General features: G+C 70.9%; 22 protein-coding genes. 11 read left to right on the top strand and 11 right to left on the bottom strand.

What is annotated here, in order from left to right:
• Nucleotides 1-22 precede the first annotated feature (22 nt).
• The 4 genes from AC5RV6_RS03190 to AC5RV6_RS03175 all read right to left on the bottom strand — a co-directional run bounded on the left by AC5RV6_RS03190 (nucleotide 23) and on the right by AC5RV6_RS03175 (nucleotide 7,157).
• A complete protein-coding gene (locus AC5RV6_RS03190) occupies nucleotides 23-1,870 on the bottom strand; it encodes an ABC transporter ATP-binding protein (RefSeq protein WP_494005825.1) in 1,848 nt (615 codons plus the stop codon).
• Entirely contained in the window at nucleotides 1,867-3,699 is a 1,833-nt protein-coding gene (locus tag AC5RV6_RS03185; protein ID WP_494005824.1) for an ABC transporter ATP-binding protein, read from the bottom strand. The genes AC5RV6_RS03190 and AC5RV6_RS03185 overlap by 4 nt, the downstream gene beginning before the upstream one ends.
• Nucleotides 3,700-3,873: 174 nt before the next feature.
• The gene (locus AC5RV6_RS03180) at nucleotides 3,874-4,839 is read right to left on the bottom strand and encodes a metallophosphoesterase (protein ID WP_494006618.1); all 966 of its coding nucleotides are present in this window, start codon (nucleotides 4,837-4,839) and stop codon (nucleotides 3,874-3,876) included.
• Between the two features lie 2 nt (nucleotides 4,840-4,841).
• Nucleotides 4,842-7,157 (bottom strand): transglycosylase domain-containing protein, encoded by a 2,316-nt coding sequence (locus AC5RV6_RS03175; RefSeq protein WP_494005823.1) that lies wholly within the window; start codon nucleotides 7,155-7,157, stop codon nucleotides 4,842-4,844.
• Nucleotides 7,158-7,194: 37 nt separating this feature from the next.
• On the opposite strand from AC5RV6_RS03175, the gene sp36 reads away from it, so the two are divergent.
• Genes sp36 through AC5RV6_RS03160 form a run of 3 tightly spaced genes read left to right on the top strand, consistent with a single transcriptional unit; the run spans nucleotide 7,195 to nucleotide 8,733 of the window.
• The gene (gene sp36 / locus AC5RV6_RS03170; RefSeq protein WP_494005822.1) at nucleotides 7,195-7,353 is read left to right on the top strand and encodes a Sp36 family protein; all 159 of its coding nucleotides are present in this window, start codon (nucleotides 7,195-7,197) and stop codon (nucleotides 7,351-7,353) included.
• Complete coding sequence (locus AC5RV6_RS03165) at nucleotides 7,350-7,832, top strand: RidA family protein (RefSeq protein WP_494005821.1); 483 nt, start codon at nucleotides 7,350-7,352, stop codon at nucleotides 7,830-7,832. The genes sp36 and AC5RV6_RS03165 overlap by 4 nt, the downstream gene beginning before the upstream one ends.
• Nucleotides 7,825-8,733, top strand: a complete 909-nt coding sequence (locus tag AC5RV6_RS03160; RefSeq protein WP_494005820.1) for an NUDIX hydrolase — start codon at nucleotides 7,825-7,827, stop codon at nucleotides 8,731-8,733. The genes AC5RV6_RS03165 and AC5RV6_RS03160 overlap by 8 nt, the downstream gene beginning before the upstream one ends.
• Nucleotides 8,734-8,866: 133 nt before the next feature.
• Here AC5RV6_RS03160 and AC5RV6_RS03155 read toward each other — a convergent pair whose 3' ends face one another.
• Complete coding sequence (locus tag AC5RV6_RS03155; RefSeq protein WP_494005819.1) at nucleotides 8,867-9,544, bottom strand: Crp/Fnr family transcriptional regulator; 678 nt, start codon at nucleotides 9,542-9,544, stop codon at nucleotides 8,867-8,869.
• A gap of 261 nt (nucleotides 9,545-9,805) precedes the next feature.
• Here AC5RV6_RS03155 and AC5RV6_RS03150 point away from each other — a divergent pair, with 261 nt between their 5' ends.
• Nucleotides 9,806-10,987 (top strand): MarP family serine protease, encoded by a 1,182-nt coding sequence (locus AC5RV6_RS03150; RefSeq protein WP_494005818.1) that lies wholly within the window; start codon nucleotides 9,806-9,808, stop codon nucleotides 10,985-10,987.
• A gap of 47 nt (nucleotides 10,988-11,034) precedes the next feature.
• Here the strand turns inward: AC5RV6_RS03150 and aroQ are convergent, their stop codons facing one another.
• Both aroQ and AC5RV6_RS03140 read right to left on the bottom strand, forming a co-directional pair.
• A complete protein-coding gene (gene aroQ / locus AC5RV6_RS03145) occupies nucleotides 11,035-11,502 on the bottom strand; it encodes a type II 3-dehydroquinate dehydratase (protein WP_494005817.1) in 468 nt (155 codons plus the stop codon).
• 8 nt (nucleotides 11,503-11,510) lie between these two features.
• Nucleotides 11,511-12,872, bottom strand: coding sequence for an MFS transporter (locus tag AC5RV6_RS03140; protein WP_494005816.1), 1,362 nt, complete (start codon nucleotides 12,870-12,872; stop codon nucleotides 11,511-11,513).
• Nucleotides 12,873-13,042: 170 nt separating this feature from the next.
• On the opposite strand from AC5RV6_RS03140, the gene AC5RV6_RS03135 reads away from it, so the two are divergent.
• Nucleotides 13,043-13,465 (top strand): organic hydroperoxide resistance protein, encoded by a 423-nt coding sequence (locus tag AC5RV6_RS03135; RefSeq protein ID WP_494005815.1) that lies wholly within the window; start codon nucleotides 13,043-13,045, stop codon nucleotides 13,463-13,465.
• 74 nt (nucleotides 13,466-13,539) lie between these two features.
• On the opposite strand, the gene acs is transcribed toward AC5RV6_RS03135, so the two are convergent.
• Complete coding sequence (acs, locus tag AC5RV6_RS03130; RefSeq protein WP_494005814.1) at nucleotides 13,540-15,546, bottom strand: acetate--CoA ligase; 2,007 nt, start codon at nucleotides 15,544-15,546, stop codon at nucleotides 13,540-13,542.
• A 268-nt stretch (nucleotides 15,547-15,814) separates the two neighbouring features.
• Between acs and AC5RV6_RS03125 the strand changes: the two genes are divergently transcribed.
• The 3 genes from AC5RV6_RS03125 to AC5RV6_RS03115 all read left to right on the top strand — a co-directional run bounded on the left by AC5RV6_RS03125 (nucleotide 15,815) and on the right by AC5RV6_RS03115 (nucleotide 18,756).
• Entirely contained in the window at nucleotides 15,815-17,188 is a 1,374-nt protein-coding gene (locus AC5RV6_RS03125) for a hypothetical protein (RefSeq protein WP_494005813.1), read from the top strand.
• 81 nt (nucleotides 17,189-17,269) lie between these two features.
• Nucleotides 17,270-18,064: an endonuclease III gene (nth, locus tag AC5RV6_RS03120; protein WP_494005812.1), complete on the top strand. Its 795-nt coding sequence runs from the start codon at nucleotides 17,270-17,272 to the stop codon at nucleotides 18,062-18,064.
• A complete protein-coding gene (locus tag AC5RV6_RS03115) occupies nucleotides 18,061-18,756 on the top strand; it encodes an NUDIX hydrolase (protein ID WP_494005811.1) in 696 nt (231 codons plus the stop codon). The genes nth and AC5RV6_RS03115 overlap by 4 nt, the downstream gene beginning before the upstream one ends.
• A gap of 61 nt (nucleotides 18,757-18,817) precedes the next feature.
• Here the strand turns inward: AC5RV6_RS03115 and AC5RV6_RS03110 are convergent, their stop codons facing one another.
• Nucleotides 18,818-19,510: a response regulator transcription factor gene (locus AC5RV6_RS03110; RefSeq protein WP_494005810.1), complete on the bottom strand. Its 693-nt coding sequence runs from the start codon at nucleotides 19,508-19,510 to the stop codon at nucleotides 18,818-18,820.
• Nucleotides 19,507-20,670 carry a sensor histidine kinase gene (locus AC5RV6_RS03105; RefSeq protein ID WP_494005809.1) on the bottom strand — a complete coding sequence of 388 codons (1,164 nt, stop codon included), beginning with the start codon at nucleotides 20,668-20,670 and terminating at the stop codon, nucleotides 19,507-19,509. The genes AC5RV6_RS03110 and AC5RV6_RS03105 overlap by 4 nt, the downstream gene beginning before the upstream one ends.
• A 134-nt stretch (nucleotides 20,671-20,804) precedes the next feature.
• On the opposite strand from AC5RV6_RS03105, the gene AC5RV6_RS03100 reads away from it, so the two are divergent.
• Nucleotides 20,805-21,713, top strand: a complete 909-nt coding sequence (locus AC5RV6_RS03100; protein ID WP_494005808.1) for a CPBP family intramembrane glutamic endopeptidase — start codon at nucleotides 20,805-20,807, stop codon at nucleotides 21,711-21,713.
• Here the strand turns inward: AC5RV6_RS03100 and AC5RV6_RS03095 are convergent.
• Complete coding sequence (locus AC5RV6_RS03095) at nucleotides 21,695-23,458, bottom strand: bifunctional 3'-5' exonuclease/DNA polymerase (protein WP_494005807.1); 1,764 nt, start codon at nucleotides 23,456-23,458, stop codon at nucleotides 21,695-21,697. The two genes, AC5RV6_RS03100 and AC5RV6_RS03095, sit on opposite strands and share 19 nt — an antisense overlap.
• A gap of 214 nt (nucleotides 23,459-23,672) precedes the next feature.
• Between AC5RV6_RS03095 and ssd the strand changes: the two genes are divergently transcribed.
• Both ssd and AC5RV6_RS03085 read left to right on the top strand, forming a co-directional pair.
• Nucleotides 23,673-24,950: a septum site-determining protein Ssd gene (gene ssd, locus AC5RV6_RS03090; protein WP_494005806.1), complete on the top strand. Its 1,278-nt coding sequence runs from the start codon at nucleotides 23,673-23,675 to the stop codon at nucleotides 24,948-24,950.
• The gene (locus AC5RV6_RS03085) at nucleotides 24,947-26,191 is read left to right on the top strand and encodes a TadA family conjugal transfer-associated ATPase (RefSeq protein ID WP_494005805.1); all 1,245 of its coding nucleotides are present in this window, start codon (nucleotides 24,947-24,949) and stop codon (nucleotides 26,189-26,191) included. The genes ssd and AC5RV6_RS03085 overlap by 4 nt, the downstream gene beginning before the upstream one ends.
• Nucleotides 26,192-26,226 lie beyond the last annotated feature (35 nt).

Genomic DNA, 26,226 nt, shown 5'->3' with positions numbered 1-26,226 from the left:
GTCCGGGCCTGCCCGGCTCCGCCTACACCAGGGAGTCCTGCCAGGCGGCCTGCAGGGCGGCGTACCTGCCCTCGCCGCGGATCAGGTCCGCCGGCGTTCCGTCCTCCACCACCCGGCCGCCGTCGAGCACCAGCACCCGGTCCGCGATCTCCACGGTGGACAGGCGGTGCGCGATGATCAGCGCCGTGCGGTTGCCGAGCAGGGTCTGCAGGCCCTGCTGCACCTGCCGTTCGCTGGGGATGTCCAGGGAACTGGTGGCCTCGTCCAGGATCAGCACCGCCGGGTCGGCCAGGAAGGCACGGGCGAAGCTGATCAGCTGGCGCTGGCCGGCGGAGACCCGTCCGCCGCGCTTGTTGACGTCGGTGTCGTAGCCTTCGGGCAGCGCCTCAATGAACTCATGCGCGCCCACCGCCTGGGCCGCCCGCACGATCTCCTCCCGGGTGGCGTCGGGACGGCCGAGCGCGATGTTCTCCGCCACCGAACCGGAGAAGAGGAACGCCTCCTGGGTGACCATGACGACGGCGCGCCGCAGGTCGCGCTGGGACAGGCTGCGCAGGTCCACGCCGTCCAGCTGCACGGCTCCTTCGGAGGGGTCGTAGAACCGGGCGATCAGCTTGGCGAGGGTGGACTTGCCGGCCCCGGTGGCGCCGACCAGCGCCACGGTCTGGCCGGCCGGCACCTGCAGGTCCATGCGGGGCAGCACCACCGGTCCGTCCCCGTAGCGGAACTCGACGCCGTCGAACCGGACCTCTCCCGCGGCATGGGGCAGCGGCACGGGGTGTTTCGGCGGCCGCACAGTGGGCACCTCCTCCAGCAGCCCGGAGACCTTCTCCAGCGCCGCGGAGGCGGACTGGAAGGAGTTGTAGAACATCGCCATCTGGTCCACCGGCTGGAAGAACCGCTTGGAGTACAGCAGCAGGGCCAGCAGCGCACCCACCTCCAGCCCGCCGTCGAGCACCCGGAACCCGCCGGCCAGCAGGACGACGGCGACCATCACGTTGCCGATCAGCACCAGGCCGGGCTGGAAGACGCCGTTGAGGTTGATCGAGCGCATGGTCGCCAGCCGGTAGTCCTCGGTCAGCTCGTCGTTGCGCTCGGCGTTGGCGCGCTCGCGCCGGAAGGCCTTCACGGCGCGGATGCCGGTCATGGTCTCGATGAAGTGCACGATCAATGCCGCGCTGGCCACCCGCTGGCCCCGGTACGCGATCGCGGAACGCTTCTGGTACCAGCGGGTGAGCAGGTACATGGGCACGAACGCGGCCAGCAGCAGCAGGCCGGTCTGCCAGTCCAGCAGGAAGATGCTCACTGCCGTGAAGAGCATGTACATGGCGCCGGAGGCGAGGGAACTGATGCCGGAATCGAGCAGCTCCCGCAGCGCCTCCAGATCCGAGGTCTGCCGGGAAATGATGCGCCCCGATGTGTACTTCTCATGGAACTCGAGGCTCAGCCGCTGCGTGTGGCGGAACACCCGCAGCCGCAGGTCCAGCAGCATCGCCTGGCTGAGCGCCGCCGTGGCAGCCACGTAACCGGCGGTCAGGACCCCGGCCAGGATCGCGGCGGTCAGATATGCGGCGCCGGCACCGAGCAGGGGCAGCCGGGCGCCGGCCTGCAGCGCAGGCAGGGCGTGATCGATGCCGAAGGCAATGATGGCCGGGCCGGCCACCCGCGCCGCCTGGGACAGCACCACCAGGGTGATGGTGAACAGGAACCGGGCACGCCGCGGGCGCAGCAGTGAGCCAAGCAGGGCCAGCGACCGCCGGCGGACGGCCTGGTTCTGCCCCCGGGTGAGCTCGACGGCGTCCTCCCCGGCGGTGCCCACGGGCACGGCTCCAGCGGAGGGGCGGGCCGGCCGGAAGCGTACGCGGCTCACAGGCTGACCCCTCCCTGCTCGGCGTCGGCCAGCGCGGTGTCGAGATCCGCCGGTTCCTCGGGCAGGCTGGCGATCACATAGCGGTAGTGCGCGCTGGAAGCCAGCAGCTCGGCGTGAGTTCCGACGGCGGTGATCCGCCCGTCCTCCAACAGGGCAACCCGGTCCGCCAGGGCCACGGTGGAGGGCCGGTGCGCCACGACCAGGGTAGTGGTGTCGGCCAGCACTTCCCGCAGCCGGGTCTCCACCAGCTCCTCGGTCTGCACGTCCAACGCCGAGAGGGGATCATCCAGCACCAGGACCTTGGGCCGGGCGGCAATCGCACGGGCCAGGGCGATGCGCTGGCGCTGCCCGCCGGAGAGGCTCAGCCCCTCCTCACCGATGAGCGTGTCCACCCCGTCCGGCAGGGAGTAGGCGAACCCGGCCTGCGCGACGTCGAGCGCCTCGGCGAGCAGCCGGTCACCGTCCGCCTCGTCCGACGGGTCGGCTCCGAGCAGCACGTTCTCCCGCACCGAGCTGGAGAACAGGGTCGTATCCTCAAACGCGACGGCGGTGATCCGGCGCAGGTCGGCCAGGCGCAGGTGGCGCACATCGATGCCGTCGATCCGGACGGCGCCGGAAGTGACGTCGTAAAGCCGGGGCACCAGCTGCAGGAGCGTCGACTTGCCGCTGCCGGTGACCCCGACCAGCGCCATCGTCTCTCCGGCCCGCAGGGTGAGGTTGACGCCGTCGAGCAGGTCGCGGCGGGCGCCGCCCTTCCCGGCGTCCGCGTCCGGATACGCGAAGTGCACCTGGTCGAACGCCAGTTCGCCGCGCACGGCGTCCGCGTCCGCCGGGTGCTCCGGGTCGGTAACGGTCCTGCGCGCATCCATGACTTCGTAGTGCCGGTCGATCGCGGTCTTCGCCGTCAGCGTCATCGACAGCAGCATGCCGACCGATTCGACCGGGCCGGCCACCACCGAAGCGGTGGCGAAGAAGGCGACCAGCCCGCCGATGCTCAGCGCGCCGTCGGCCGCCAGGAAGATGCCCAGGACCAGCCCGACGGCGAGGGCCGCCTCCGGAAGCAGCGTGACGACCAGCGAAAACCGGGCCAGCGAACCGGCCCGCTCGATCTCGGTTTCCCGCAGTTCCTGGGCCTGTTCCTCGAACCCGTCCAGCGCCTCACGGCTGCGCCCGAAGGCCTTCAGCACCCGGATCCCGTGCACGGATTCCTCGACGGTGGTGGCGAGGTCACCGGCCTGGTCCTGGCTGCGCCGGGTGACCCGGCCGTAGAAGCGGCGGAAACGGAAGCCGTAGAAGATGATCGGCACCGCGGCGGCGAGGAACACCAGGGCCAGCTGCCAGCTGGTGAAGAACATGACCGTGACGCCGATGAGGACCGTCAGCGAGGTCACGACCAGCATGATGGCCCCGAAGGCCATCCAGCGGCGCAGCAGGTTCAGGTCGCTCATGGAGCGGGACAGCAGCTGGCCGCTGCCCCACCGGTCATGGAACTCGACCGAGAGGTCCTGCAGGTGGCGGTAGAAACCCCGCCGCATCCGGTTCTCCACGGTCGCCGCCGGGGCGATCACCAGATAGCGGCGCATGGCGACGAACGCGGCCTCCAGGGCGCCGAGCAGCAGGACGATCCCGGCCGCGGCCCAGAGGGCGGGCACGCTGCCGCCCGGCTCCAGGTAGGAGTTGATGAGCACCCGCAGCACCTGCGGGATGGCCAGCGCCATCAGGCTGGCCCCCAGGGCGCAGAGCAGGCCTAACAGCAGGCGGGGCAGGATCGGTTTGAGATGAGGGTACAGACGTCCAAGCGATTGCCACAAAGTCGTCTGCGCGGGCATGAAACCCCTTCATTGCAAGGCGCCGCACGCTCCGGGGTGCAGCAGGTACCGGATCATCCTAGGCCACATCCTGTGGCCCAGGGCGGGTTCCGGCGCTTTTTCGGAAGCATCCGACGCGGCTTCCCCGGCGGAATCTGCGCGGACCCGTCCCGGGACTCCTGCGGCATGGACCGATCAGGCCGTGGCGGCCTCGACGCTGCGGGGCTCCAGGGTCAGCAGCACGGCCTCGGGGCGGCAGGCGAACCGGACCGGCGCGAAGCGGGAGGTGCCGATGCCGGCCGAAACGTTCAACGGCACCTCGCGGCCACGGTGCTCCCACATGGTCAGGCCGCTGGCCCGCCAGGTCGGCAGGTCACAGTTGCTCACCAGGGCTCCGTAACCGGGGATGCAGACCTGGCCGCCGTGCGTGTGCCCGGCCAGAATCAGGTCCGCGCCGTCGTCGGTGAAACGGTCCAGGACCCGCTGGTAGGGCGCGTGCGCCACTCCCACGCGCAGGTGCCGGGACCGGCCCGACGTCGAGCTGCCGGCCGGGAAGCCGACATGCCGGTCCCTGGACAGATGCGGGTCGTCGACGCCGGAGAAGTCCACCCGGGTCTTGCCCAGCACCATCGACAGGCTGCGGTTGGTCAGATCCAGCCAGCCGGCCCGCCCGAAGGCCAGGAACAGGTCCTCCCAGGGCAGGTCCTTCGGCTGGCGCGTCACCTTGGACGGGCCCGTGAAATAGGTGAACGGGTTCTTCAGCATGGGCGCGTAGTAGTCGTTGGACCCGGGGACGAACACGCCGGGGAACCGCATCAGCGGTTCCAGGGCCTCGAGCAGCGGCGGGACCGCCTCAAGATGGCTCAGGTTGTCGCCGGTGTTGACCACGAGGTCCGGCTCAAGGTCCGCCAGCGACTGCAGCCAGCGGACCTTCGCCGCCTGGCCGGGCACGAAGTGGATGTCCGAGAGATGGAGCACCCGCAGCGGTGCGGCGTCCGGGGGAAGCACTGCAACGGTTTCCGACCGGACGCCGAACAGGTTTCGCTCTACCAGCGAACCGTAGGCAAAGGCGGCCGCGCCTGCTCCGAGCAGGCTGCCGGCGGTCCAGGCGGCGGTACGGGTGGCGGAACGAAGGGCGGAACGGGTGGCCTCAGCCGTCAAACTCAATCGTCTCCGCCGTCTCCGCCGCCGCCGTTGTTCCCTCCGCCGCCGTTTCCGCCGCCGTTGTTGTTCCCGCCGCCGTTGTTGTTGCCGCCGCCGTTGTTGTTGTTTCCGCCCCCGCCGTTGTTGTTGTCATTGTTGTTGTTGTTGTTGTTGTTGTTGGGCGCGGGGCGGGGCTGGGCCACCTGGCCGATGACGCTGCCCGGAGGGTTGTTGAAGGCGTTGGCCTCATACTGACCCGGGATGCGCTGCATGAAGTTCTTCCAGGACGGCCCGGCGATCAGCGAGCCGTCGATCTCGGGGTAGACACGGCCGCCGATGAGCTTGTCGCTCATGGTGGTGTTGTTGGCCTTCCAGTTACCGATCCAGGAAGCGGTGGACATGCCGGTCGTGTATCCCATGAACCAGGTCTGGGACCGCTCATCGTTGGTACCGGTCTTGCCTCCGACCGGAACGCCGATCTGCAGGTTGTAACCGGAGCCGTTGGTCATCACGCGCTGGGTGGCGTAGTTGACGCCCTGCGCGACCTCCTTCTTCATGACCTGCTCGCACTGCTGCTCCGGCACCGGGAACTCCCGGCCGTCGGCAGCGGTGACCGAGGTCAGGGCACGCGGCTCGCACTTCAGGCCCTCGGCGGCCAGGGTGGCGAAGCCGGTGGCCATGGACAGCGGCGAGGCGTCGCCGCCGCCGCCGAAGGTCGAGGGCGGATCCACGGACAGCATCTGCCGCTCACCGTCCGCACCCTTGCCGTTGTGGATGCCCGCCTGGAAGGCCAGCTGCTGGAAGGAGCAGAGGTCCAGCTGGTTGATCTCGGCGAGCGTGATGGTGTTCAGCGAGTTCGCCAGGCCATCCAGCACGGTGGTGGTCTTGTAGTTGGTGTCGCCGTAGTTGATGGGCGTCCACGCCTCGGGCGTGACATACCGGCCGCCCGGCAGGCAGCTGGCATTCCACGTGTGTCCCGGCGGGTAGGTCCGCTTGCGTCCGTCCAGCGAGGTGTTCAGGGTCTTGCCCGCATCCAGCCAGGCTGCCACGGTGAAAGGCTTGTAGGTGGAGCCGGGCTGGAAACCGCCCAGGCCGTTCAGCGGCTTGTTCGGGTCACCGTTCTGGTTGACGTCAACGTTGAAGTTCTGCACCGAGTTGCCCTGGACATTCGTATCCGGGTTGTAGCGCGTGTTCTGCGCCATCATCAGGATGTTGCCCGTTCCCGGTTCCACGGAGACCATGGCATGGCCGATCTCGCCGTCGGTGGTGTCCGGGTTGGCGGTCTCGTTGATGGCCTCCTGGGCAGCCGCCTGGATGTTGGAGTTCAGGGTGGTGTTGATCGTCAGGCCGCCGCGGAGCAGCAGCTTCCGGCGCTCCTCACGGGTCGCCCCGAAGTTCTCGTCGTTCTCGATCAGCGCCTGAACGTAGTCGCAGAAGTAGGGGGCCTGCGCGGCGCCCACGCAGTTGCTGGGCACCGGCGTGGGGGTGATCCCCAACTCGGAGGCGACCGCGGCGTCGTATTCGGCCTGGTCGATCCGGCCCTTGTCCAGCATGGCGCCCAGCACCAGGTTCCGTCGCTCGATGGCCCGCTCCGGGTAGGCCTCGGGGCTGTAGTACGTGGGCCCGTTCACCAGGCCGGCCAGCATGGCCGACTGCTGGACGTTCAGGTCCTTGGCGTCGACGTTGTAGAAGTAGCGGGCCGCTGCCTGCACGCCGTACGTGGTGCCGCTGAACGGCACGATGTTGAAGTAGCCTTCAAGGATTTCCTCCTTGCTCAGCTCCTTCTCGACGGCGATGGCAAGCTTGATCTCACGCAGCTTGTCGCCCACGGTCTTGTTGCCGCTGAGGACGTAGTCCTCACCGTTCTGACGGGCGGTATCGATGATCACGTTGTTCACGTACTGCATCGTGATGGTGGAGGCGCCGCGGCTGGTGTCGCTTGTGGCATTGGACACCAGTGCCGAGGCGATGCCCTGCAGGTCCACCCCGCCGTGCTCGTAGAACCGGTCATCCTCGATCGCGAGGATGGCGTCGACCATGTTTTCCGACACCTGGTCCAGGGTCACCGGCTGGCGGTTCTCCTCGTACAGGGTGGCGATCAGCGCGCCGTCGTTCGCGTAGATCTTGGACGGCTGGGCGAGCGCCCCGCGTTCCAGTTCGGCCGGAAGCTGGTCGAAGAACTGCAGCGAACCGGAGGCGGCGGTGCCGGCAGCCGCCGCCACGGGCACCATGAGACCGGCGGCAAGGACGCCGCACAGGGCGCTGACACCGAAGAAGGCAACCAGCTTTCCGAGCGTCGTCGCCGTGTCGAAAAACGGGGATTTGCGTGAGGCCATGCGCCCCAGTCTACAAGCACGCGTTACCCTGTCAGCTATGAGCAAATGGGAATACTTCATCACTCCGCTGCCCCTTCACACTCCGGGCCAGGTGCTGAACATGCACGGTGACGAGGGGTGGGAGCTGGTGCAGATCGCGCCGGCCCCCAACGGCACCGGCTCGGTGGCCTACATGAAGCGGGAAAAGTCGGCGTGAGCGAACTAACGGGAGCCGTGTCCGCGGTCGAGGCCCGCCTGCAGGAGCTGGGCCATAGCCTGCCCGGCGTCGCGGCTCCGGTGGCCGCCTACGTTCCCGCGGTCGTGAGCGGCAGCCATGTGTTTACCTCCGGGCAGCTGCCCTTCGTTGACGGGGCCCTGCCGGCCACCGGCAAGGTGGGCGCTTCGGTCTCCCCGGAGCAGGCGAAGGACCTCGCGGCCCTGTGCGCGATCAACGCTCTCGCCGCGATCAAGGACCGGATCGGCGACCTGGACCGGATCACCCGGATCGTGAAGGTCACCGGATTCGTCTCCTCCGATCCGTCCTTTACCGGCCAGCCCGCGGTCATCAACGGCGCGTCCGAACTGCTCGGCAGCGTGTTCGGCGAGGCCGGAGCGCACGCCCGCTCCGCCGTCGGCGTCGCGGTCCTGCCGCTGGACGCGCCGGTGGAAGTGGAAGTGACCGCCGAGTTTGTCTAATTCAGCCGTTCGGCTCTTTCCCGTCGCGCCCGATCAGCGCGGAGCTGCGGAGAGCTGGTTAGAGGATCCGGACCGCGCGCCGCGCCGGCCGCGGCCGGCCTCGTCCGTGGTCCTGGTGCGTGACTCGCCGCAGGGGCCGCTGACGTATCTGGCCTACCGGCCGGGGGAGTCTCCGCTGGGGCGGGTCGCCTTCCCCGGCGGAAGCGTTGAGGCCGGCGACGACGACGCCGTGGGGTGGTTCGGGCCGGAACCGGCCCAGTGGGCGCGCACCATGGGGCTGGAGGACCACCACACCGCACGGCGCCACGTGGTGGCCGCGATCCGCGAGCTGTTCGAGGAAACCGGCATCCTGCTGGCGGGCCGGGACGGCTCCTCCCTGCTGGAGGGCAACGGCGGGCCCGACTGGATGGCCGCCCGCACGGCCATCGCCTCCCGGGACGCGAACTTCCTGGACCTGCTGAACCGCCGGGGCCTGGGCCTGCGCACCGACCTGCTGCGGCCGCTGTCCTACTGGCAGAGCCCGGACTTCGCCCTGCGCCGCTTCGAGACCCGCTACTTCGCCGCGGTCGCACCCATGGGCCAGGAGGCTTCGCTGCTGGAGGGCAAGGGTGTCTGGGGCCGCTGGGTGGCGGCCGCCGACGTGGTCGCCGGGGCCGGCACATCGGCGCTGGGCGACGAGATCGGCCGGCCCGAGACGCAGGGCCGCACCCTGGGCGAGCTGACCGTGCCCGCCGTCGGCCTGATGCTGGAGAAGATCGCCGCCTCGCGCAGCTGCATCGCCTATCTGTCCAAGCGCCGGGCCCCCGAGCCGTTCCGGCCGGAGCTGGTGGAGGTGGACGGCGAGCTGAGGCTGGCGGTCCGCGCCCCGCGCAGCGAGGACGCAGGCCGCCGGGAACGCTGAGCCTGCGGACCCCTGGGGCCGCCTCTACCGGCCGCGGCATCGTTAACGGCGGCGGGCCCGGACCGAAGTCCGGGCCCGCCGCCGTCACCGCGTCCGGCGCATAAGGCCGGATCTCACATCGGTGTCGGAAAGATCAGCGCGAGCGCTGGCGCAGCCGCTGCACGTCGAGGATGACGACGGCGCGTGCTTCCAGTCGCAGCCAGCCGCGCTGCACGAACTCGGCCAGGGCCTTGTTCACGGTCTCACGCGAGGCGCCGACCAGCTGGGCCAGCTCCTCCTGCGTGAGTTCGTGCGCCACGAGGATGCCGTCGGTGGCCGGGCGGCCGAACCGGTCGGCCAGGTCCAGCAGGGCCTTGGCCACGCGGCCGGGAACGTCGGAGAACACCAGGTCCGCGAGGGACTCGTTGGTGCGGCGGAGCCGGCGGGCCAGGGCCTGCAGCAGCTGCACCGACACCTCGGGGCGGGACTGCAGCAGCTGGCGCAGGTTCTCGTGACGCAGGCCGGCGAGGCGGGTCTCGGAGACCGCCGTCGCCGTGGCGTTGCGCGGGCTCGGGTCGAACAGGGCCATTTCGCCGAAGAGCTCACCGGGGCCCAGGATGGCCAGCAGGTTCTCGCGGCCGTCGGGGGAGGTGCGGCCCAGCTTGATCTTTCCGGACACGATGAAATACAGCTGGTCGCCCTGGTCCCCCTCGCGGAAGACCGAAGCCCCGCGGGAGAGGTCGACTTCGGTCAGCTCCTCGGTCAGAGCGGCGAAGACATCGTCTCCCAGTGAGGCGAACAACGGCGCGCGGCGCAGTACCTCGATATCCATGAAATCTCCTGTAAATAGTTGTCTCTTCTATTATCTTGCCGCACCTGGGGTCGATGTCACACCTGCACCGGCCATGTTCGCCATTGGATGAGAAAACCGCGCAGTGACGAGCCTCCGGCCGCCGCCCAGGCCCGTGGCGCGGCCCTGCGATGCCCTGCCGGGCCGGGCCGGCGGCTGCGGAAGCGGGGGAGGGCCGGGATAGACTCGTGGATCATCGGCCGGAACCCGATCGGCCGCGGCAGACCCCCATTGGAGCTGTTTGTGCTCGACCTGACCGTCCTCGACATCATCCTGCTCCTGCTGCTGCTCTCCTACCTGGTGGCCGGGCTGCGCAGGGGCCTGATGGTGACGCTGGGCGGGCTGCTGGGGTTCCTCGCCGGCGGAGTGGCCGCGTTCTTCGCGGTCCCGTTCGTCTCGGCCTGGGTGCCGGATCCGACCTGGCGCATGGTCGTGGTCCTCGCGGTGGCCGTGGTGCTGGTCATCGGCGGCCACGCCGCCGGAGCCGCCCTGGGATCCGGGCTGCGCCGCTGGCTGAGCTTCCGCCCCCTGCGGGGGCTGGACCGTGCGCTCGGCGGGGTGCTGAACCTGGGCGTCGCCGCGCTGGTGATGTCCATCCTGGCCTTCAGCCTGACCACCCTGGGCATGCCTGCGGTCTCCCAACAGATCGCCTCATCCCGTGTGCTGGGCACCATTGACCGCCTCACGCCCGAGCCGGTGGACCGGTGGACCGCGCAGCTGCGCTCGTTCACCCTCTCGGACGGGCTGCCCACCATCCTGGACAGCGCCGCCCCGCAGCAGGTGGAGGTTCCGGCCGGCATCCCGGACACCGAGGGGCTGCGCAGCGCCTCGGCCTCGGTCCTGAAGATCACCGGCACGGCCTTCCAATGCGGGCAGAACCAGACCGGCAGCGGGTTTGTGGTGTCCGACGAACGCGTGGTGACCAACGCGCATGTGGTGGCCGGCGTGGACGAACCGGTGGTGCAGCTGCTTTCCGGCGGAGCGCTGCCGGCACGTGTGGTCCACTTCGATGCCGCCCGCGACCTCGCGGTGCTTGCCGTGGACGGCTTGTCGGCGGATCCCATTCCGCTCGGCACCGACCTCGCCCGCGGCGACACCGCCGCCTTTGCCGGCTATCCGGCCGGCGGCCCGTTCCGCCTCCAGGGCGCCGGCGTGGAGGCACTGTCCGACATCATCGTCCGTGACATCTACGGCGCCGACCCCAGGCCGGTGCAGGTCTACACCCTCGCCGCCAACGTGCAGCAGGGCAATTCCGGCGGACCGCTGCTGGATACCGAGGGCCGCGCCGTCGGGGTCATCTTCGCGAAGACCACCGGCGACCAGCCGATCGGCTACGCCCTCTCGGCCGCGGAGCTCGCGCCGCTGGTGCAGGCCGCGCCGGGCTACGCCCAGCCCGTGTCCGCGGGGGAGTGCACCAGCCGCTGACCGGGCGTCGGCTGCCTGCCTGCCGCGCCGGAGGCCGGGCGGAGTGCCTAGCCGGCGGCCGCTTCCTGCAGCTTCGAGGCCAGGAACTGCACCGCCATCCGGTAACCGTGCCGGCCGGCGCCGGCGATGACCGCCTCCGCCACCGGGGAGACGAAGGAGTGGTGGCGGAACTCCTCACGCCGGTGGATGTTGCTCAGGTGCACCTCGACCACCGGCAGGCCGACGCCGGTCAGGGCATCGCGGATGGCCACCGACGTGTGCGTGTAGGCCGCGGGGTTGATGACGATGCCGGCGGCCTTTCCGCGGGCTGCGTGGATGGCCTCGACCAGTGCGCCTTCGTGGTTGGACTGGAAGCACTCCACGTTCCAGCCCAGTTCCCGCGCCGCGTCTTCTGCGGTGGCCTCCAGGTCCGCCAGGGTGTCGGTGCCGTAGACGGCGGGTTCCCGGGTGCCGAGCAGGTTCAGGTTCGGGCCGTTGAGGATGAGCAGGGTGCGGGCGGAATCAGCAGCGTTCATGCCTACCACTATGCCGCAGAAGCCTCTGACGTTACGGAACGGGTGCGGCTCATCCGGGCGGCGCCTGCGGCGCCGGCCAGCGTGACGAGGCTCATCAGGGCCAGCACGACGCCGGGGTGCCACCAGGCGCTGCCGGTCAGGTCGGCGAAGAGTGCGGTGGCCGACGGCGTGAAGCCGGCGGCGATGCCCGCGAAGCTGTAGGCCAGGGACATGGCCGTGAAGCTGGTGCGGGCCGGGAAAAGGTCCGCCATCAGCCCGCCCAGAGCCGCCCAGGCGGCCGTGGGGGCGATGCCGCCGATCAGGATGGTCAGGATGTACAGCGGCCGGTCGGCGATGCTGATCAGGTAGTACAGCGGGAAGGAGATCAGGGCGGTGGCGACGGCGCCGCCGGCCACGACGCGGGCTGAACCGATCCGCGTGGCCAGCCAGCCAAAGGCCGGGATGGTGGCCAGCTGCAGGACCGAGCCGACCAGGGCGGCGTTCAGCACCGTGTTCTGCGACAGGCCCAGGACCTCCACGCCGTAGGACTGGGTGTAGGTGGTCATGAGGAAGTAGGAGCCGATGCCGAGCAGGGAGGCGGCCACGGCGGTCAGGACGGCCAGCGGCTGGCTGCGCAGCACGTCCAGCAGCGGGATGCGGGCCACCTGGTGCCGGTTCTCGACCTGCTTGAACACCGGTGTCTCGTCGATGGCGACCCGCAGGTAGATGGCGATGGCCATGAACGGGAAGGCCAGCAGGAAGGGAATGCGCCAGAGCCCGGCCTCCACGGCTTCGGGGCTGGCCAGGGCCAGCACCAGGAAGGTTCCGCTGACCATGATGGTGCCCACGGGGGAGCCGATCTGCGGGATCGCGGCGTAGAGCGCACGGCGGCGGCGCGGCGCGTACTCGGTGGCGATCAGGACGGCTCCGCCCCACTCTCCGCCCACGGCCAGGCCCTGCAGCAGCCTCAGCACCGTCAGCAGCACGGGAGCCCAGGCGCCGATGACGCCGTAGTCCGGCAGCAGGCCGATAAGGCCGGTCGCGGTGCCCATCAGGACGATGGTCCAGATCAGCGCCTTCTTGCGCCCGATCCGGTCACCGATGTGGCCGAAGAGCACGGCCCCGACCGGCCGAGCTACGAAGCCCATGCCCAGGCTCAGGAAGGCCAGCAGGGTGCCGGTGAGCGGATCGACATCGGGGAAGAAGATCCGGTTGAGCACCAGTGCCGCAGCGGTGCCGAACACGTAGAAGTCATAGGACTCCAGGGCGGTGCCGATGAACGAGGCCGCGGCGACCTTGCGTGCCGTTCGGGCATCCGGTGCCGGAGCGGCGGATGCCGCCGAAGCGGCGTCGGGAGCGGGGGAGGAACCTGGGGCGGGGGAGATGGACACGAAAGCTGATTCTGCTCTGCGGGGGCGCTGCGGCGCCAGTATGTGTGACGCGTGCAACGATTCTTTTCGTCTGGGCGCCGGTCGGGCGGGCGCGGCTGCGGGCGGCGGGGAATAGCCGGGCCCGAGGATGGTTACACCTGACACTGTCCCCGAACAATGGAGGAACCCTCATGAGCGCTTTGTACACCGCGGTCGCAACCGCCGTCGGCGATGGACGCAACGGAGAGGCCCGCACGAGCGACGGCCAGGTCGCCGTCGACCTCGCCGTGCCCAAGGAGATGGGCGGCGCCGGCGGCGCCACCAACCCGGAGCAGCTCTTCGCCCTGGGCTATGCGGCCTGTTTCCACTCCGCCCTCAAGCTCGCCGCCCGCGAGGCCAAGGCGGACATTGCCGACAGCGCGATCACTGCCGAGGTGAGCATCCACCCCGTGGACGGCGGCGGCTTCCAGCTCTCCGTGGCCCTGCACGCCGAGATGTCCGGAGTGGACCAGGGCACCGCGGACAAGCTGGTCGCCCGCGCGCATGAGGTGTGCCCCTACTCCAACGCCACCCGCGGGAACATCGAGGTGGAGGTCGACGCCGTCGTCGGCTGACCCTGCACGGCAAGACCTGCACGGCAAAAGGTGCGCGTCCCCAGGCGGGGGCGCGCACCTTTTGTGCGTCTGCTCTACTTCTTCAGTGACTCCGCGATCTGCTGCATGACCGTGTTGTCGGCCAGCGTGCTCGCATCGCCGGCTTCGCGGCCTTCGGCAACGTCCTTGAGCAGGCGGCGCATGATCTTCCCGGAGCGGGTCTTGGGCAGCTCCGGAACCACCAGGATGTTCCGCGGCTTGGCGATCGGGCCGATCTCGCTGCCCACGTGGTTGCGCAGCGTGGTGACGATGTCCGGATCCTCCTTGGCGCTGCCGCGCAGGATCACGAACGCCACCACGGCCTCACCGGTGGTCTCGTCCGCGGCGCCGACGACGGCGGCCTCCGCCACCGACGGATGGGACACCAGCGCCGATTCGATCTCGGTGGTGGACAGGCGGTGCCCGGAGACGTTCATGACGTCATCCACCCGGCCCAGCAGCCAGATGTCGCCGTCCTCGTCCTTCTTCGCGCCGTCGCCGGCGAAGTACATGCCGTCAAAGCGGGACCAGTAGGTGTCCTTGAAACGCTGCGGATCTCCCCAGATGCCGCGCAGCATGGACGGCCACGGCTCCCGGATGACCAGGAAACCGCCGGAACCGTCCGGTACCGATTCGCCCATCTCGTCGACCACGTCCACGCTGATGCCGGGCACCGGCACCTGCGCCGAGCCGGGCTTGGTGGCCGTGACGCCGGGCAGCGGGGCGATCATGTGCGCCCCGGTCTCGGTCTGCCACCAGGTGTCCACGATCGGCGCCGGATGCTCCTTCTTGCCGCCGTTGGCGCCGATGACCGTCCGGTACCACATCCACGCTTCGGGGTTGATCGGCTCGCCCACGGTGCCCAGCACGCGCAGGGAATCGAGGTCGAACCTGCCCGGAATGTCCCGGCCCCACTTCATGCAGGTGCGGATCGCCGTCGGCGCCGTGTACAGGATGGAGACCTTGTACTTTTCCACGAGCTCCCACCAGCGGCCCTGGTGCGGGGTGTCCGGGGTGCCCTCGTAGATCAGCTGGGTGGCGCCGTTGACCAGCGGGGCGTAGGTCACGTAGCTGTGGCCCGTCACCCAGCCGATGTCGGCGGTGCACCAGTAGACGTCGGTCTCGGGATGCAGGTCGAAGGTGTTCCGGTGCGTGAAGGCGGTCTGCGCCAGGTACCCGCCGGTGGTGTGGAGGATGCCCTTGGGCTTGCCGGTGGTGCCGGAGGTGTACAGGATGAACAGCGGGTGCTCGGAGTCGTGGCCCACCGCGGTGTGCTCGGCGCTCGCGGAATCGACGGCGTCGTGCCACCACACGTCGCGGCCCTCGGTCCACTCCACCGGCTGTTCGTTGCGGCGCACCACCAGCACGTGCTCGACACTGTGGCCGTCCTTGGCCAGGGACGCGTCAACGGCGGGCTTCAGCGCGCTGGGCTTGCCGCGGCGGTAGCTGCCGTCGGCGGTGACCACCAGCTTGGCCTCGGCGTCGTCGATGCGGCTGCGCAGCGCCTCGGCGGAGAACCCGCCGAAGACCACCGAGTGCACGGCGCCGATCCGGGCGCAGGCCAGCATGGTGATGACCGCTTCGGGAATCATCGGCAGGTACACGGCCACCCGGTCGCCCTTGGCCACGCCCAGGGACTCGAAGGCGTTCGCGGCCTTCTTCACCGCTTCGGTCAGCTCGGCGTAGGTGTAGGTGCGGGTGTCGCCGGGCTCGCCTTCGAAGTAGATGGCCACCCGGTCGCCGTTGCCGGCTTCGACATGGCGGTCCAGCGCGTTGTACGCGGCGTTGACCTTGCCGCCGACGAACCACTTGGCGAACGGGGCGTCGGACCAGTCGAGGGTCTGGCTGAAGTCCTCGTCCCAGGTCAGCAGCTCCCGGGCCTGCCGTGCCCAGAACTCGGGGCCTTCCGCAGCGGCCTCTTCATAGAGGGAGGCCTTGCCCACGGCGTTCTCGGCGAACTGCGGGCTGGGCGGGAAGCTGCGCCGTTCATGCATGAGGTTCTCGAGGGCGTCACCGTGGCGCTTCGTGGAGGCTTCCTGCCCGGCGGGGGGATTCACAGACATCTTTGGCCCTTTCTCGACGTGTCCAATGCGTGCGGCGGACGCCTGGGCGTCCACCGGCTTGGCTTCCACACTATCGCCGAGCTGTGGTGGCGGTCACATGCAGGGCCGTCAGCGGGGGTGAACGTGCGGTGAGCGGTAGCCGCCCGGCCCGCCCCGGCCCGCCCCGGCCCGCGCGCCGTGCCCCGCCTCGGCTAGTGTGTGTTCCCTGCGTTGATTAGGCTGTTGAGGGACTCAACCGCGTCATCGCAGGGTCGGAACGGAGAGCAGCATGAACCAGCCCCAGGTCGGGAACGAAGGCAGGAACGACGCCGCCGCGCGCGCGGCGGCCCCTCAGCAGAAAGGCGGCGAAGCCGGCACCGCCGTACTCGGCCCCTTCAGCCTGCGGGAGCTGGTGGTCTTCGGAGCGCTGCTCGTGATCCTGGTCGCCTCCCTGGTGCCCTTCGGCATCCGCCGCGGCGAACTGTTCGGAGCCAACATCTGGAACACGGGGTCGGTGTTCTTCCTGGGCATCGGCGTGCTGGTGCCACTGGCCGTGGGCGCGCTCTTCGCGGCCCGGCGGCTGAGCCCGGGCACCCGGCTGCGGGTGGGTTCCCTGTCGCTGGACCAGTTTGCCTCGGTCAGCGCCGTGCTGTGCCTGATCTACTTCCTGGTCCAGTTCTCGGTCTTCCTGAGCGCATCCCTGTTCATCTGCCTGATCGGTGCGCTGGTGTTCTTCGCCGCGACCACGCTGGCTCCCCATATCCCGGGTTTCTCGGCCGACTTCGCCGGACGTGCAGAAGTTCCGGCATCCCGGGTGGCGCGTGACGCCGCCCCGCTGGCCCGCAAGCCCAAGGCGCCTGCCGCCACCGGACAGCCCGGGCAGCCCGGGCAGCCCGTGGCGCCCGCCGGCGTCGGACACCCGGACCCCCGGATGTCCGGGCGGACGGGCGCTCCGGCAGCCGGAATCCAGGGCGTGCCCGTCGGCCGCGGTTCGGCCGACGGCGCCGCCGCTGCCGCCGGTGCCGGTGCCGCCGCCGCGGCCGGGGCCGGCGTCGGAGCCGCCGAAGCCGGACAGGCCATCCACCCGTCCGGCCCGCAGTCGCCGCAGCAGGCCGGTGCCTCCGCGCCGGCCGCTCACACCGCCGCAGCCGCACCGGAACCGGCGGCACAGGACACCTCCGACCGCAGCGGATCCGCACCCGTGGACGCCGGGCGCGCCGAATCGGCACCGGCGGACCCCCGCCGCAGCGAGGCCGGAGCGCCGGCCGGCACCGGGCACCCGGAAGTGAGCGGCGGCGACGTCGCCGACGGCCGCACCGAGGGCGCCGCCACGGTCCAGGCCGGCCGCGAGGAACCCCTGCCCGCCACGACCGCCAACCCGGTGGTGGAGAACGCCGCCGCGCATCCGCGCACCGAATCGATCAGCGCCGTCCGCGACGAGAACGAACCCGTGGTCGAGGCGTTCTGGTTCGCGGTGGGCACGCCCCGGCAGATCGTCGACGAGCGCACCGGGCTGCCGCTGTTCATGTTCTACCCCGGGGACTGGGAGCTGGGCCTGGAGGACCGCGGGCACGAGTTCCTGGTCCAGGACAAGCGCACCGGCCGCATCGGCGTCCTGCGGGACCTGAGCAACATCGAACGCGTGTCCAGCGACGACAACTAAAGGCCCCGGGGCAGGGCTGCCCCGGGCGCCGGAGAACAGCACACTGCGGCCCGGCCGCTGACCGAACAAAGGAAGACTCGCGTGGCAAAGGCCTGGGGACAGGAGACGGAACTGGCGCGCAAGCGCCGGGCCCGCCGCATCAACCGGCTGCTGGCCGAGCTGTATCCGTACGCAGTGGCCGAGCTGGATTTCACGAACCCCTATGAGCTGCTGGTGGCCACCGTGCTCTCGGCACAGACCACCGATGTGCGGGTGAACATGGTCACCCCCACGCTGTTCGCCCGCTACTCGGACCCGCGGGCGCTGGCGGAGGCCGACGAGGTGGAGCTGCAGGAGCTGATCCGCCCCACCGGGTTCTTCCGGGCCAAGGCGACGAACCTCCTGGCCCTCGCCAACCGGCTGGTCGACGAGTACGACGGCGAGGTGCCGGGCCGGCTCGAGGACCTGGTCACCCTGCCCGGCGTCGGCCGCAAGACGGCGAACGTGGTGCTGGGCAACGCCTTCGGCGTTCCCGGGATCACCGTCGACACCCACTTCGGGCGGCTCTCGCGCCGCTTCGGCTGGACGGAGTCCACGGACCCGGTGCAGATCGAGCAGGACGTCGCCGAGCTGTTCGAGCCGAAGGACTGGACCATGCTCTCGCACCGGGTCGTCTTCCACGGGCGGCGGGTCTGCCACGCCAGGAAACCCGCGTGCGGGGCGTGCGCCGTCGCGCAGCTGTGCCCGTCCTACGGCGAAGGCGAGACCGACCCCGACAAGGCCCGGAAACTGCTCAAGTACGAGCTGGCCCCCGGACGCGAGGAGCTGTACCAACGGATGATGGCCGCCGAAACCAGGGCCCAGCTGCGGGCCGCCGGCTTCAGCCTCGACGCATGAGCGCCCGCGCACAGCTTGAGGCGCTGGCCGCCGCCGCGCGGGACTGGACTCCGGGCTCCGGATCGGACCTGGACGTGGCGCTGGAGCAGATGCGCCGCAGCGTGGACCCGGAGCGGGCGCGCCGCGCGGCGGTGCTGATCCTGTTCGGCGTCCTGGACGACCGTCCGGCCGATTTCTCCGGCTCAGCGGCGCCGGCCGACCTCGACGTCCTGCTGGTCGAGCGTGCCGCGACCCTGAACTCCCATCCCGGGCAGGTGGCCTTTCCCGGCGGCGGCGTGGACCCGGGCGACGACGGATTCGCCGGCGCCGCGCTGCGCGAGGCGGAAGAGGAAACCGGCCTGGATCCGGCCGGTGTGCGCGTGCTGGGCCAGCTGCCCGAGATGGGCCTTCCGGTGAGCAACTTCCTGGTGACCCCGGTGCTGGCCTGGTGGGAGAAACCCACCCCGGTCGACGTGGTCGACTACGCGGAGTCGGCACAGGTGTTCCGGGTCCCGGTGGCGGACCTGCTGGATCCCGCGAACCGGCGCACCGCCGTCGTCCGGCGCGGCCGGATGGTCCACCGCACCCCGGCGTTCACCGTGAACGGGGTGCTGGTGTGGGGTTTCACCGGGATGATCCTTGACGCGCTGCTGGACCGGCTGGGGTGGACCCTGCCCTGGGACAGCTCGCTGGAGATCGATCCGCCGCTGTAGCAAGGCGTTGGTGCCCGGGCAGGCCCGCGATGCCGCGGCCGCCACCGAACGCGGCGCCGGTCTAGCCGTCGGGGCGCCCGGCGTGCCCCGGAACCCGGGCGTCGCCTGCGTCCAGGACGGCGACCGCCAGCTGCACCCGGTTCGTCACGTCCAGCTTTGCAAAGGCGCCGGCGATGTGCGTTTTGACCGTGGCGATGCTCAGGAACAGCTCGCTGCTGATTTCAGTGTTGGTCAGCCCTCGGGAGACGGCGTGGGCAACCTCGCGCTCCCGCTCGGTCAGTACCGCCAGCCGGTCCTCCCGGTCCGGAGCAGCCGGCAGGGACCCTGCAGCGGCGACGGCGACGATGCGGCGCAGGACCTCGGGTGAGAAGCGCAGGTCATCGCGCGCGGCCGCGCGGACCGCTGAGACCATTTCCTCCGGGGCGGCGTCCTTGAGCAGGAATCCGCTGGCTCCGGCCCGGAGGGCACCCAGGATGAAGTCATCCGTGTCGAAGGCTGTCAGGACGACGACGCGCGGGGCCTCAGCGGCGGACCTGATGCGCGAGGTGGCCGCCACACCGTCCAGGACGGGCATGCGGATATCCATGAGGACAACGTCGGGCTTCTGTTCAGCGGCCAGCCGGACCGCCGCTTCGCCGTTTTCTGCCTCTCCGATGACCGTCAGGTCCGGTGCCCCGCCGAGGATGAGCTGCAGCCCGGCGCGGACCAGCGGCTCGTCGTCGACGACCAGGACGCGCAGCACCGGCCCGCTCACCACGGCACCCGCACAGTTGTCGTGTAGCTTCCGTTCTCCGGCCCCGACTCCAGGGACCCGCCGGACAGGCGTGCCCGCTCGGCCAGGCCGACGAGGCCCATGCCTCCGGAAGCGCGGGCCGGAGGCGAGGTGAGCGGGTTGCTCACCGTTACCGAGATTCCGCGGCCGGGCCGCCCGGCCAGCACCACGCTGACGGGGGAGCCGGGGGCGTGCTTGCGGGCATTCGTGAGGCACTCCTGCACCGTGCGGTAGAGATGGCGGGAGGTGGCATCGGCCAGGCCGTGCGCTTCCGGGTCCCGGAGCGCAGGGTCAATGCTCAGGTCCACCTGTGTGCCGACGGAGCGCGCCGCATCCACCAGGGCGGGAATGGACTGCACATCGGGTTGGGGAACCGCTTCCGCAGCCTCCTCCCGGAGCACATTCAGCACGGCACGCAGCTCCTCGGAGGCCTTGTGCGCGGTCTCGCGGAGCGTTCGGGCGGTGGAACGGATGGTTTCCGGGTCCAGATCGGTGCGGTATTCCAGGGCGCCGGCGTGCATGGAGACCAGGCTCAGACGGTGGGCCAGGGTGTCATGCATTTCCCGGGCGATCCGGGTCCGTTCGGCCAGCCGGGCCTTCTCCTCCCGGATTCCGTGCTCCCGGCGGGCGCTTTCGGCCTCGTGCCGCAGCGACAGCACCAGCGCCCGCCGGGCGCCGCGGTTGAGCCCGATCAGGACCAGGACCAGGAGCATGGCGAGCCCCAGGGCGCCGGCGGCCCACGGTGAGACCTCCGGGTCGGGGAAAAGCAGCAGGTCGACGGCGATGGCCGCTGTGAAGACGGCGACCGCCGTCGCCAGTTCCCGTGGCCGGCGCAGCGCGGCGATTTCGATGAGGGCCAGGCAACCGGCGGGGAACGCCAGGACCGACAGCGACGCCATGGCGACGACCGCCAATCCGGCTCCGAACGGTGCCCGCGTCAGTGCGAACGGGAGGAGCACGAGGGCGGCCGTCCCGAGCAGCAAATCAATGAGCATCAGGCCCAGGAACGGCAGGGGATCCGGATCCTCCAGCGAGATCCCGATACCGCGCACCACTAAAAATGCCAACAGGCCGGTCATGGCAGCGGCGGTGGTCAGACCCACCACCTGGAGGGTCCCGCGGCGCAACGGATCGTGTGGCATTGCATCAACGCTAGCCAGAGCCGGGTGCGGTCGGCAATCAGCCAAAAGCATGAAACAGTTCCAGCCTTTCGGCAGGCCGGCTGCATCCGCATGGCCGAAGCGGTGGTGCGCGGTGCACGGGCACGCTGGACACCATGTTTTCATCACAGTTCCCGCCGCTACCGTTCCACCGCCTGGCCCGGGCTGAACCGAACTACCGCTGGTGGCGGCCGGTCACCACCGTGCTGGCCGCGCTCCTGGTGTATCTGGGCCTGGTCTTGGCCGTAATGGTGCCGCTGGTGGTCCTGGGCGTATTGGTGCCGGCGGTGGGCGCCGCGTTGGATCAGGCGATGGCCGCCGAGATGGACCTCACCCACCCGGGCCAGCTGGCATTCCTGCTCGGCACTGTCATTTTGATGTGGCCTGCGGTGGTGCTGGGCGTTCGCTGGGGCGGCGGGTGTCCGCCGGGCCGGCTGTCATCGGTGACCGGGCGGCTGCGGTGGAGCCTGCTCCTGCGGTTCTCGGCCCTGGCGGGCGCGTTGTTCGTTCCCATCTACGGCGCGGGCCTGCTGGTCCCCGGCCTTGCCCGGCCGGCCGATATGGAAACGAACGCCTCCTGGTCCTTGCTGTTCGTGGTCCTGGCGCTGGTGCCGTTTCAAGCCGCGGCGGAGGAGTATGCGTTCCGGGGCCTGCTGATGCAGGTCATCGGATCCTGGCTGCGGCATCCGGCGTTCGCCATCCTCCTGCCGGTTCCGCTGTTCGTCATCCTCCACGGTTACGGCCTCGTCGGCCAGATCGATGTGGCCGCGTTCGCCGTGGCGGCAGGCTGGGCCACCTGGCGGACCGGGGGGCTGGAAGCCGCCGTCGCCCTGCATGTAGTCAACAACGTCGGGGTGCTGGGCATGGGCGCGGCCGGCCTCCTCGATCCGAACGCAACGGATCTGGCTCCGGCCGGCCTCCTGTTCAGCTTGGTGTTCCTCGGCGGCTACTGCCTGATGATCCGGCGGTGGTTTCCCGCTCCGGCAAGAGGCCGCGCCGCAGAGGCCTACTTGGCGTCCGAGTAGGAATCGACGATGACGGTCTGCACCGGAAATTCCAGCGGGATCCGGCCGAACAGCAGCGACGTCGCCTCAGCCGCGGCGGCCTGCACCGCAGCGGCCGCCTCCTCGGCGCGGTCCGCCGGAACGTGCAGCATGACCTCGTCATGCAGGAAGAACACCAGCTCCCCGGCCGACCGGCCGTCCGCCGAGGCCGCCCGAAGACGGCGCCGGATTCCCGCGAGCCAGCACAGTGCCCACTCCGCGGCGCTGGCCTGGACCACGAAGTTGCGGGTGAACCGCCCCCGGGACCGGGCGAGGGAGTCCGCCCGCCGCTGTTCCTCGGCGCTCGCCGTCCGCTGAGCCGCCAGCCAGCGTTCGGACGCCGGCGGGCAGCCGCGGCCGAGATGGCTGGCCACGGTGCCGCCGGCCTCGCCGGTGCGTGCAGCCTGTTCCACGACGCCGATCGCCCGGGGATAGGCGCGGGTCAGCACCGGCATGAGGCGCCCGGCCTCTCCGCTGGTGGCGCCGTACATGGCCCCCAGCATCGCCATCTTTGCCTTGGCCCGGTCACCGCCGAAGCCCTGGTCCGCGATGCCCTGATACAGGTCCTGCCCGCGTGCGGCGGCTGCCAGGCCGTCGTCCTGCCCCAGTGCCGCGAGCACCCGCGGCTCCAGCTGGGCGGCGTCGGCCACCACCAGCCGGTGGCCGGGGTCGGGGCGGACGGCGTCACGCACCTCCTTGGGAATCTGCAGCGCACCGCCACCGCGGGAGGCCCAGCGGCCGGAGACGACGCCGCCCACCACGTACTCGGTGCGGAACCGGTTGTTGTGCACCCACGCATCCAGCCAGTGCCAGCCGTTGGCGGCGAGCAGCCGGGCGAGCTTCTTGTAGCGCAGCAGCGGTTCGATGGCGGGGTGGTTGTGCTGCTGCAGTTCCCAGGAGCGGGTGCTGCGCACCTCGATTCCGGCCCGGTGCAGGGCACGAATCAGCTCCTGAGGGGAATCCGGATTCAGCCGGGGGCTGCCCAGCGCCGCGCGCAGCTGCTCCACCAGGGATTCCAGCTCGCGGGGGCGCAGGCCCTCGGGCGGGCGCGGGCCGAGCTGTTCCTCGAGCATGGCCTCGTGCAGGCTCCGCCGCCACGGAATTCCGGCGTGCTCCATCTCCGCAGCGACCAGCCCGCCGGCCGACTCCGCGGCGCACAGCAGGGCGAGCCGTTGCCGGGAGGGGGAACCGGCGATGGCTGCAAGCTGCTCGGTCAGCTCGGACGCCATTGCCTCCGTATCCGGGCCGGGAGCCGGGCCGCCGGCGCCAAGCAGCCCTGCGTCATCGAACAGCGAACCCTGGTCCGGGCTGACCCGGGCCGGCGGCACGGAGCGCGGCAGCAGCTCCGGCTGATCCTCGTCCGGTGCCTCAGCCCTCAGCTTCTCCACATAGGGGGTGGCCGCGGCGGCCGGTGAGAAGCGCAGGATGCCACGCACCAGGGCGAGGTCATGGCAGCGTTCCACCCGCAGCCCGGCGGCGAGCAGCGGTGCGTAGGCTGCCCGGCTGCCTTCCCAGACCCAGCGGGCCCCGGCGGCTTCGAAGTGCGCGACGGCGGCCGGCAGCTCCGCCGGACCCACGGTACGGGCCTCGCCGGTGGGCTGGCCGTGCTCGTCCGCCGGCTGAAGCACAACCGGCTCCGCTGCGGTCCCGGGAGGAGCCGACGCCGGATGGCCGGCCGCCCGGGCGGCACGGCGGTCCACGATGCCGGGGGCGAGGAGAACGTACATGCCTCCATTGTCCCTGCCTGCCGTGTCACGGCAGGGAAGGACTCTTCGGGCTGCCGCCGTCCTCCACAGCAGCGGCTGCCTTCCGCCCGGTCCCCAGCCGGCTTCGTTCCCGATCCCTGCGGCCTTCCCACGCCCCAGGCTGAGTGCGCAGGCACGGCAGACTGCCCGGACTGCCTCTCCGGCAGGGACGGAGGCGCAGCGGCAGGATGGCCGGATGGCCGGCGCCGGACAGGTGCGGGACGAGGTTGGGGAGGGCAGGATGGCGGCGGTGCTGCCGGAAGCAGACACGGGGTGGGTGCCGGCAGGGCCGGCCGCGGCCGGAGCGCCCGGGGAGCGGCGGCGTCGACGCGCCCGGGCGGCACCGGACGGAGTGCAGGTGCCGGAGCGCCGGATGAACTCCTGGCCGGGAGCCCCGGCGGGGACGGACACTGCCCGGGTTGGGGCAGCAGCCGGGTCAGGGAGGGCAGGGGCGCCTGAGGCGCTGCTGCTGCTCACCGGGTCCCAGAGCCTGCATGAGGAAATCGCCCGTATAGCTGCCGCCGCAGACCGGGAACTGATCGTCTGCGCCGGCATCGGAGAAGCCGCCGCGGCTGCTGCCGCAACCCTGCTGATCGACGTGGACACGGCCCGACGGGCCGGAGCGCGGGCGGCTCTCCGGAGCGGCGGCCGGCGGATCATTTTGCTGGCCGGCCCCGGGCAGGCCCACGTCTGGGAGCTTGCCGCGGAGCTGGGCGCGCACCGGGTCGCCGTCCTGCCCGATGCGGCGGCATGGCTTGTCGACCACCTGCGCCCGGCTCCAGCGGCTTCCCCGGCGGTGGTACTCGGGGTCGCCGGCGGCTGCGGCGGCGCCGGGACCAGCACCACCGCCTGCTGGCTGGCGCAGGAAGCGCTGCGTACCGGACCGGTAATGCTGCTGGACGCCGACCCGGGCAGCCACGGGCTCGACCTCTGCCTGGACATCGCCGATGTGCCCGGACTGCGCTGGTCCGGGCTGCGGGAGGTCCGCGGCTCCATCCACCCGGAGCAGCTGTTCCCGGCCCTGCCGACGGCGGCCGGCATCAGTGTCCTCAGCGGCAGCGAGGGACCGCCGGATATGCAGCTGCTGGATGCGGTGCTCGAGGCCGGACGCGGCAAGGCCGGCACGGTGGTAATGGACCTTGGCAGGGGCAGTGGAAGCGCTTCCGTCCGCTGCGACGCTGTCCTGCTGGTGGTTCCCGGAACACGGCGGGCGCTGCTTGCCGCCGCGCAGTCCGCGGTCCGGCTCTCCGGTGCGCAGGTCGTGGTGCGCGGGCCGCTGGCCGATGGGCTGGACGAGCAGCGGGCGGCGGAGATCGTGGGCCTGCCGCTCGCCGGGTACCTGCCCCGCTACCCGCGGCTGGACCGCGAGTCGGACCGGGTCGGAGTGCTGGCTGCGGGGCGGCGCCGTTCCGTCAGGCGCCGCCTTCAGGGCGTGCTCGCAGCCGGCCTGGCCCGGACGGCGGGTGCTCCATGAGTACCCGGTCCGGCCGCCACGTTGCCGGAGAGCCTGTCCAGTCCCTGCCGTTCCGTCCCGGCCATCCGACGTCGTCCGCCGGCCCGCCCGGGGAACCCGGCATGGACGACGTCGTGGCGTTGATCCGCCGCAGGGTGGTGGCGGATCCGGCACCCGTGACCCGGGTGGGCCTGGCGGAGGCGGTCCAGCAGAGCGGGCGGGTGCTCGGCACCCAGGGAGCCCTGGCCGCCGTGGACCGGGTGCGTGCCGAGCTGCAGGGCCTGGGGCCGCTGCAGCCGCTGGCGGAGGACCCAGCGGTGACCGACATCCTCGTCAACGCGCCTGACCAGGTCTGGACTGAAGGCCGCGACGGGCTGGCCCTGTCCGGACTGCGGCTGGGCACCGAGATGGATGTACGGGCCCTGGCAGTCCGGCTGGTCGCCGCGGGCGGCCGACGTCTTGACGACGCCAGCCCCTGCGCCGACGTGCAGCTGGGACCGTACCGGATTCATGCCGTCCTGCCGCCTGTCTCCACGGCCGGAACGGTGCTGTCGATCCGGATCCGGCGGAGCCGGGTCCTGCTGTTGCCGGAGCTGGTTGCCGGCGGCATGGCCGACGACGCCGTTGCCTCGGTGCTGCGCGCAGTGATCATACGGCGGCTCAACTTCCTGATCAGCGGCGCCACCGGCACGGGGAAGACCACGCTGCTGGCTGCCATGCTGTCCTTGTGCGGCCACCGGGAACGGATAGTGGTGGTGGAGGACGCCTCCGAGCTGAAGCCGGACCATCCGCACGTGCTGGGGCTGCAGAGCCGACGCGGCAACATCGAGGGCAGCGGAGGCATCGACCTGGCGGATCTGGTGCGCCAGGCCCTGCGGATGCGCCCCGACCGGCTCGTGGTGGGGGAGTGCCGGGGCGGCGAGGTGCGCGAGCTGCTGGCTGCCATGAATACCGGGCACGACGGCGCCGGCGGAACGCTGCACGCGAACTCCGCTGAGGCTGTCCCGGCCCGGCTGGCCGCGCTCGGTGCGCTCGCGGGCATGAGCCGGCGGGCCTTGGAACTGCAGGTCGGCAGCGCCCTCGACGTGCTCATCCATCTCAACCGGACCCGCCAGGGACGGCAGGTGGACGAGGTGGCGCTGCTGAGGAGCGGCCCGGAGGGGTTGTCGGTGACCCCTGCCCTGATCCGCAGCAACGGCGCCATGGTTCCGGGGCCGGCGAAGTCAGAGCTGGACGCTCTGCTGTCCGCGGGCGGACCGTGACCGGGGCCGCCGTGACGCTGCTGCTGCTCGCAGCC

The sequence above is a fragment of the Arthrobacter saudimassiliensis genome (assembly GCF_059090665.1).
This window is presented reverse-complemented; position numbering and strand designations above follow the sequence as displayed.

Excerpts from the sequence above, each read along its gene's own strand:
- AC5RV6_RS03125 (WP_494005813.1), top strand. The coding sequence starts at position 15,815 with ATGAACCAGCCCCAGGTCGGGAACGAAGGCAGGAACGACGCCGCCGCG.
- AC5RV6_RS03155 (WP_494005819.1), bottom strand. The coding sequence starts at position 9,544 with ATGGATATCGAGGTACTGCGCCGCGCGCCGTTGTTCGCCTCACTGGGA.
- acs (WP_494005814.1), bottom strand. The coding sequence starts at position 15,546 with ATGTCTGTGAATCCCCCCGCCGGGCAGGAAGCCTCCACGAAGCGCCAC.
- sp36 (WP_494005822.1), top strand. The coding sequence starts at position 7,195 with ATGAGCAAATGGGAATACTTCATCACTCCGCTGCCCCTTCACACTCCG.
- AC5RV6_RS03105 (WP_494005809.1), bottom strand. The coding sequence starts at position 20,670 with ATGCCACACGATCCGTTGCGCCGCGGGACCCTCCAGGTGGTGGGTCTG.
- AC5RV6_RS03100 (WP_494005808.1), top strand. The coding sequence starts at position 20,805 with ATGTTTTCATCACAGTTCCCGCCGCTACCGTTCCACCGCCTGGCCCGG.
- AC5RV6_RS03185 (WP_494005824.1), bottom strand. The coding sequence starts at position 3,699 with ATGCCCGCGCAGACGACTTTGTGGCAATCGCTTGGACGTCTGTACCCT.
- aroQ (WP_494005817.1), bottom strand. The coding sequence starts at position 11,502 with ATGAACGCTGCTGATTCCGCCCGCACCCTGCTCATCCTCAACGGCCCG.
- AC5RV6_RS03115 (WP_494005811.1), top strand. The coding sequence starts at position 18,061 with ATGAGCGCCCGCGCACAGCTTGAGGCGCTGGCCGCCGCCGCGCGGGAC.
- AC5RV6_RS03135 (WP_494005815.1), top strand. The coding sequence starts at position 13,043 with ATGAGCGCTTTGTACACCGCGGTCGCAACCGCCGTCGGCGATGGACGC.
- AC5RV6_RS03085 (WP_494005805.1), top strand. The coding sequence starts at position 24,947 with ATGAGTACCCGGTCCGGCCGCCACGTTGCCGGAGAGCCTGTCCAGTCC.
- AC5RV6_RS03095 (WP_494005807.1), bottom strand. The coding sequence starts at position 23,458 with ATGTACGTTCTCCTCGCCCCCGGCATCGTGGACCGCCGTGCCGCCCGG.
- AC5RV6_RS03175 (WP_494005823.1), bottom strand. The coding sequence starts at position 7,157 with ATGGCCTCACGCAAATCCCCGTTTTTCGACACGGCGACGACGCTCGGA.
- ssd (WP_494005806.1), top strand. The coding sequence starts at position 23,673 with ATGGCCGGCGCCGGACAGGTGCGGGACGAGGTTGGGGAGGGCAGGATG.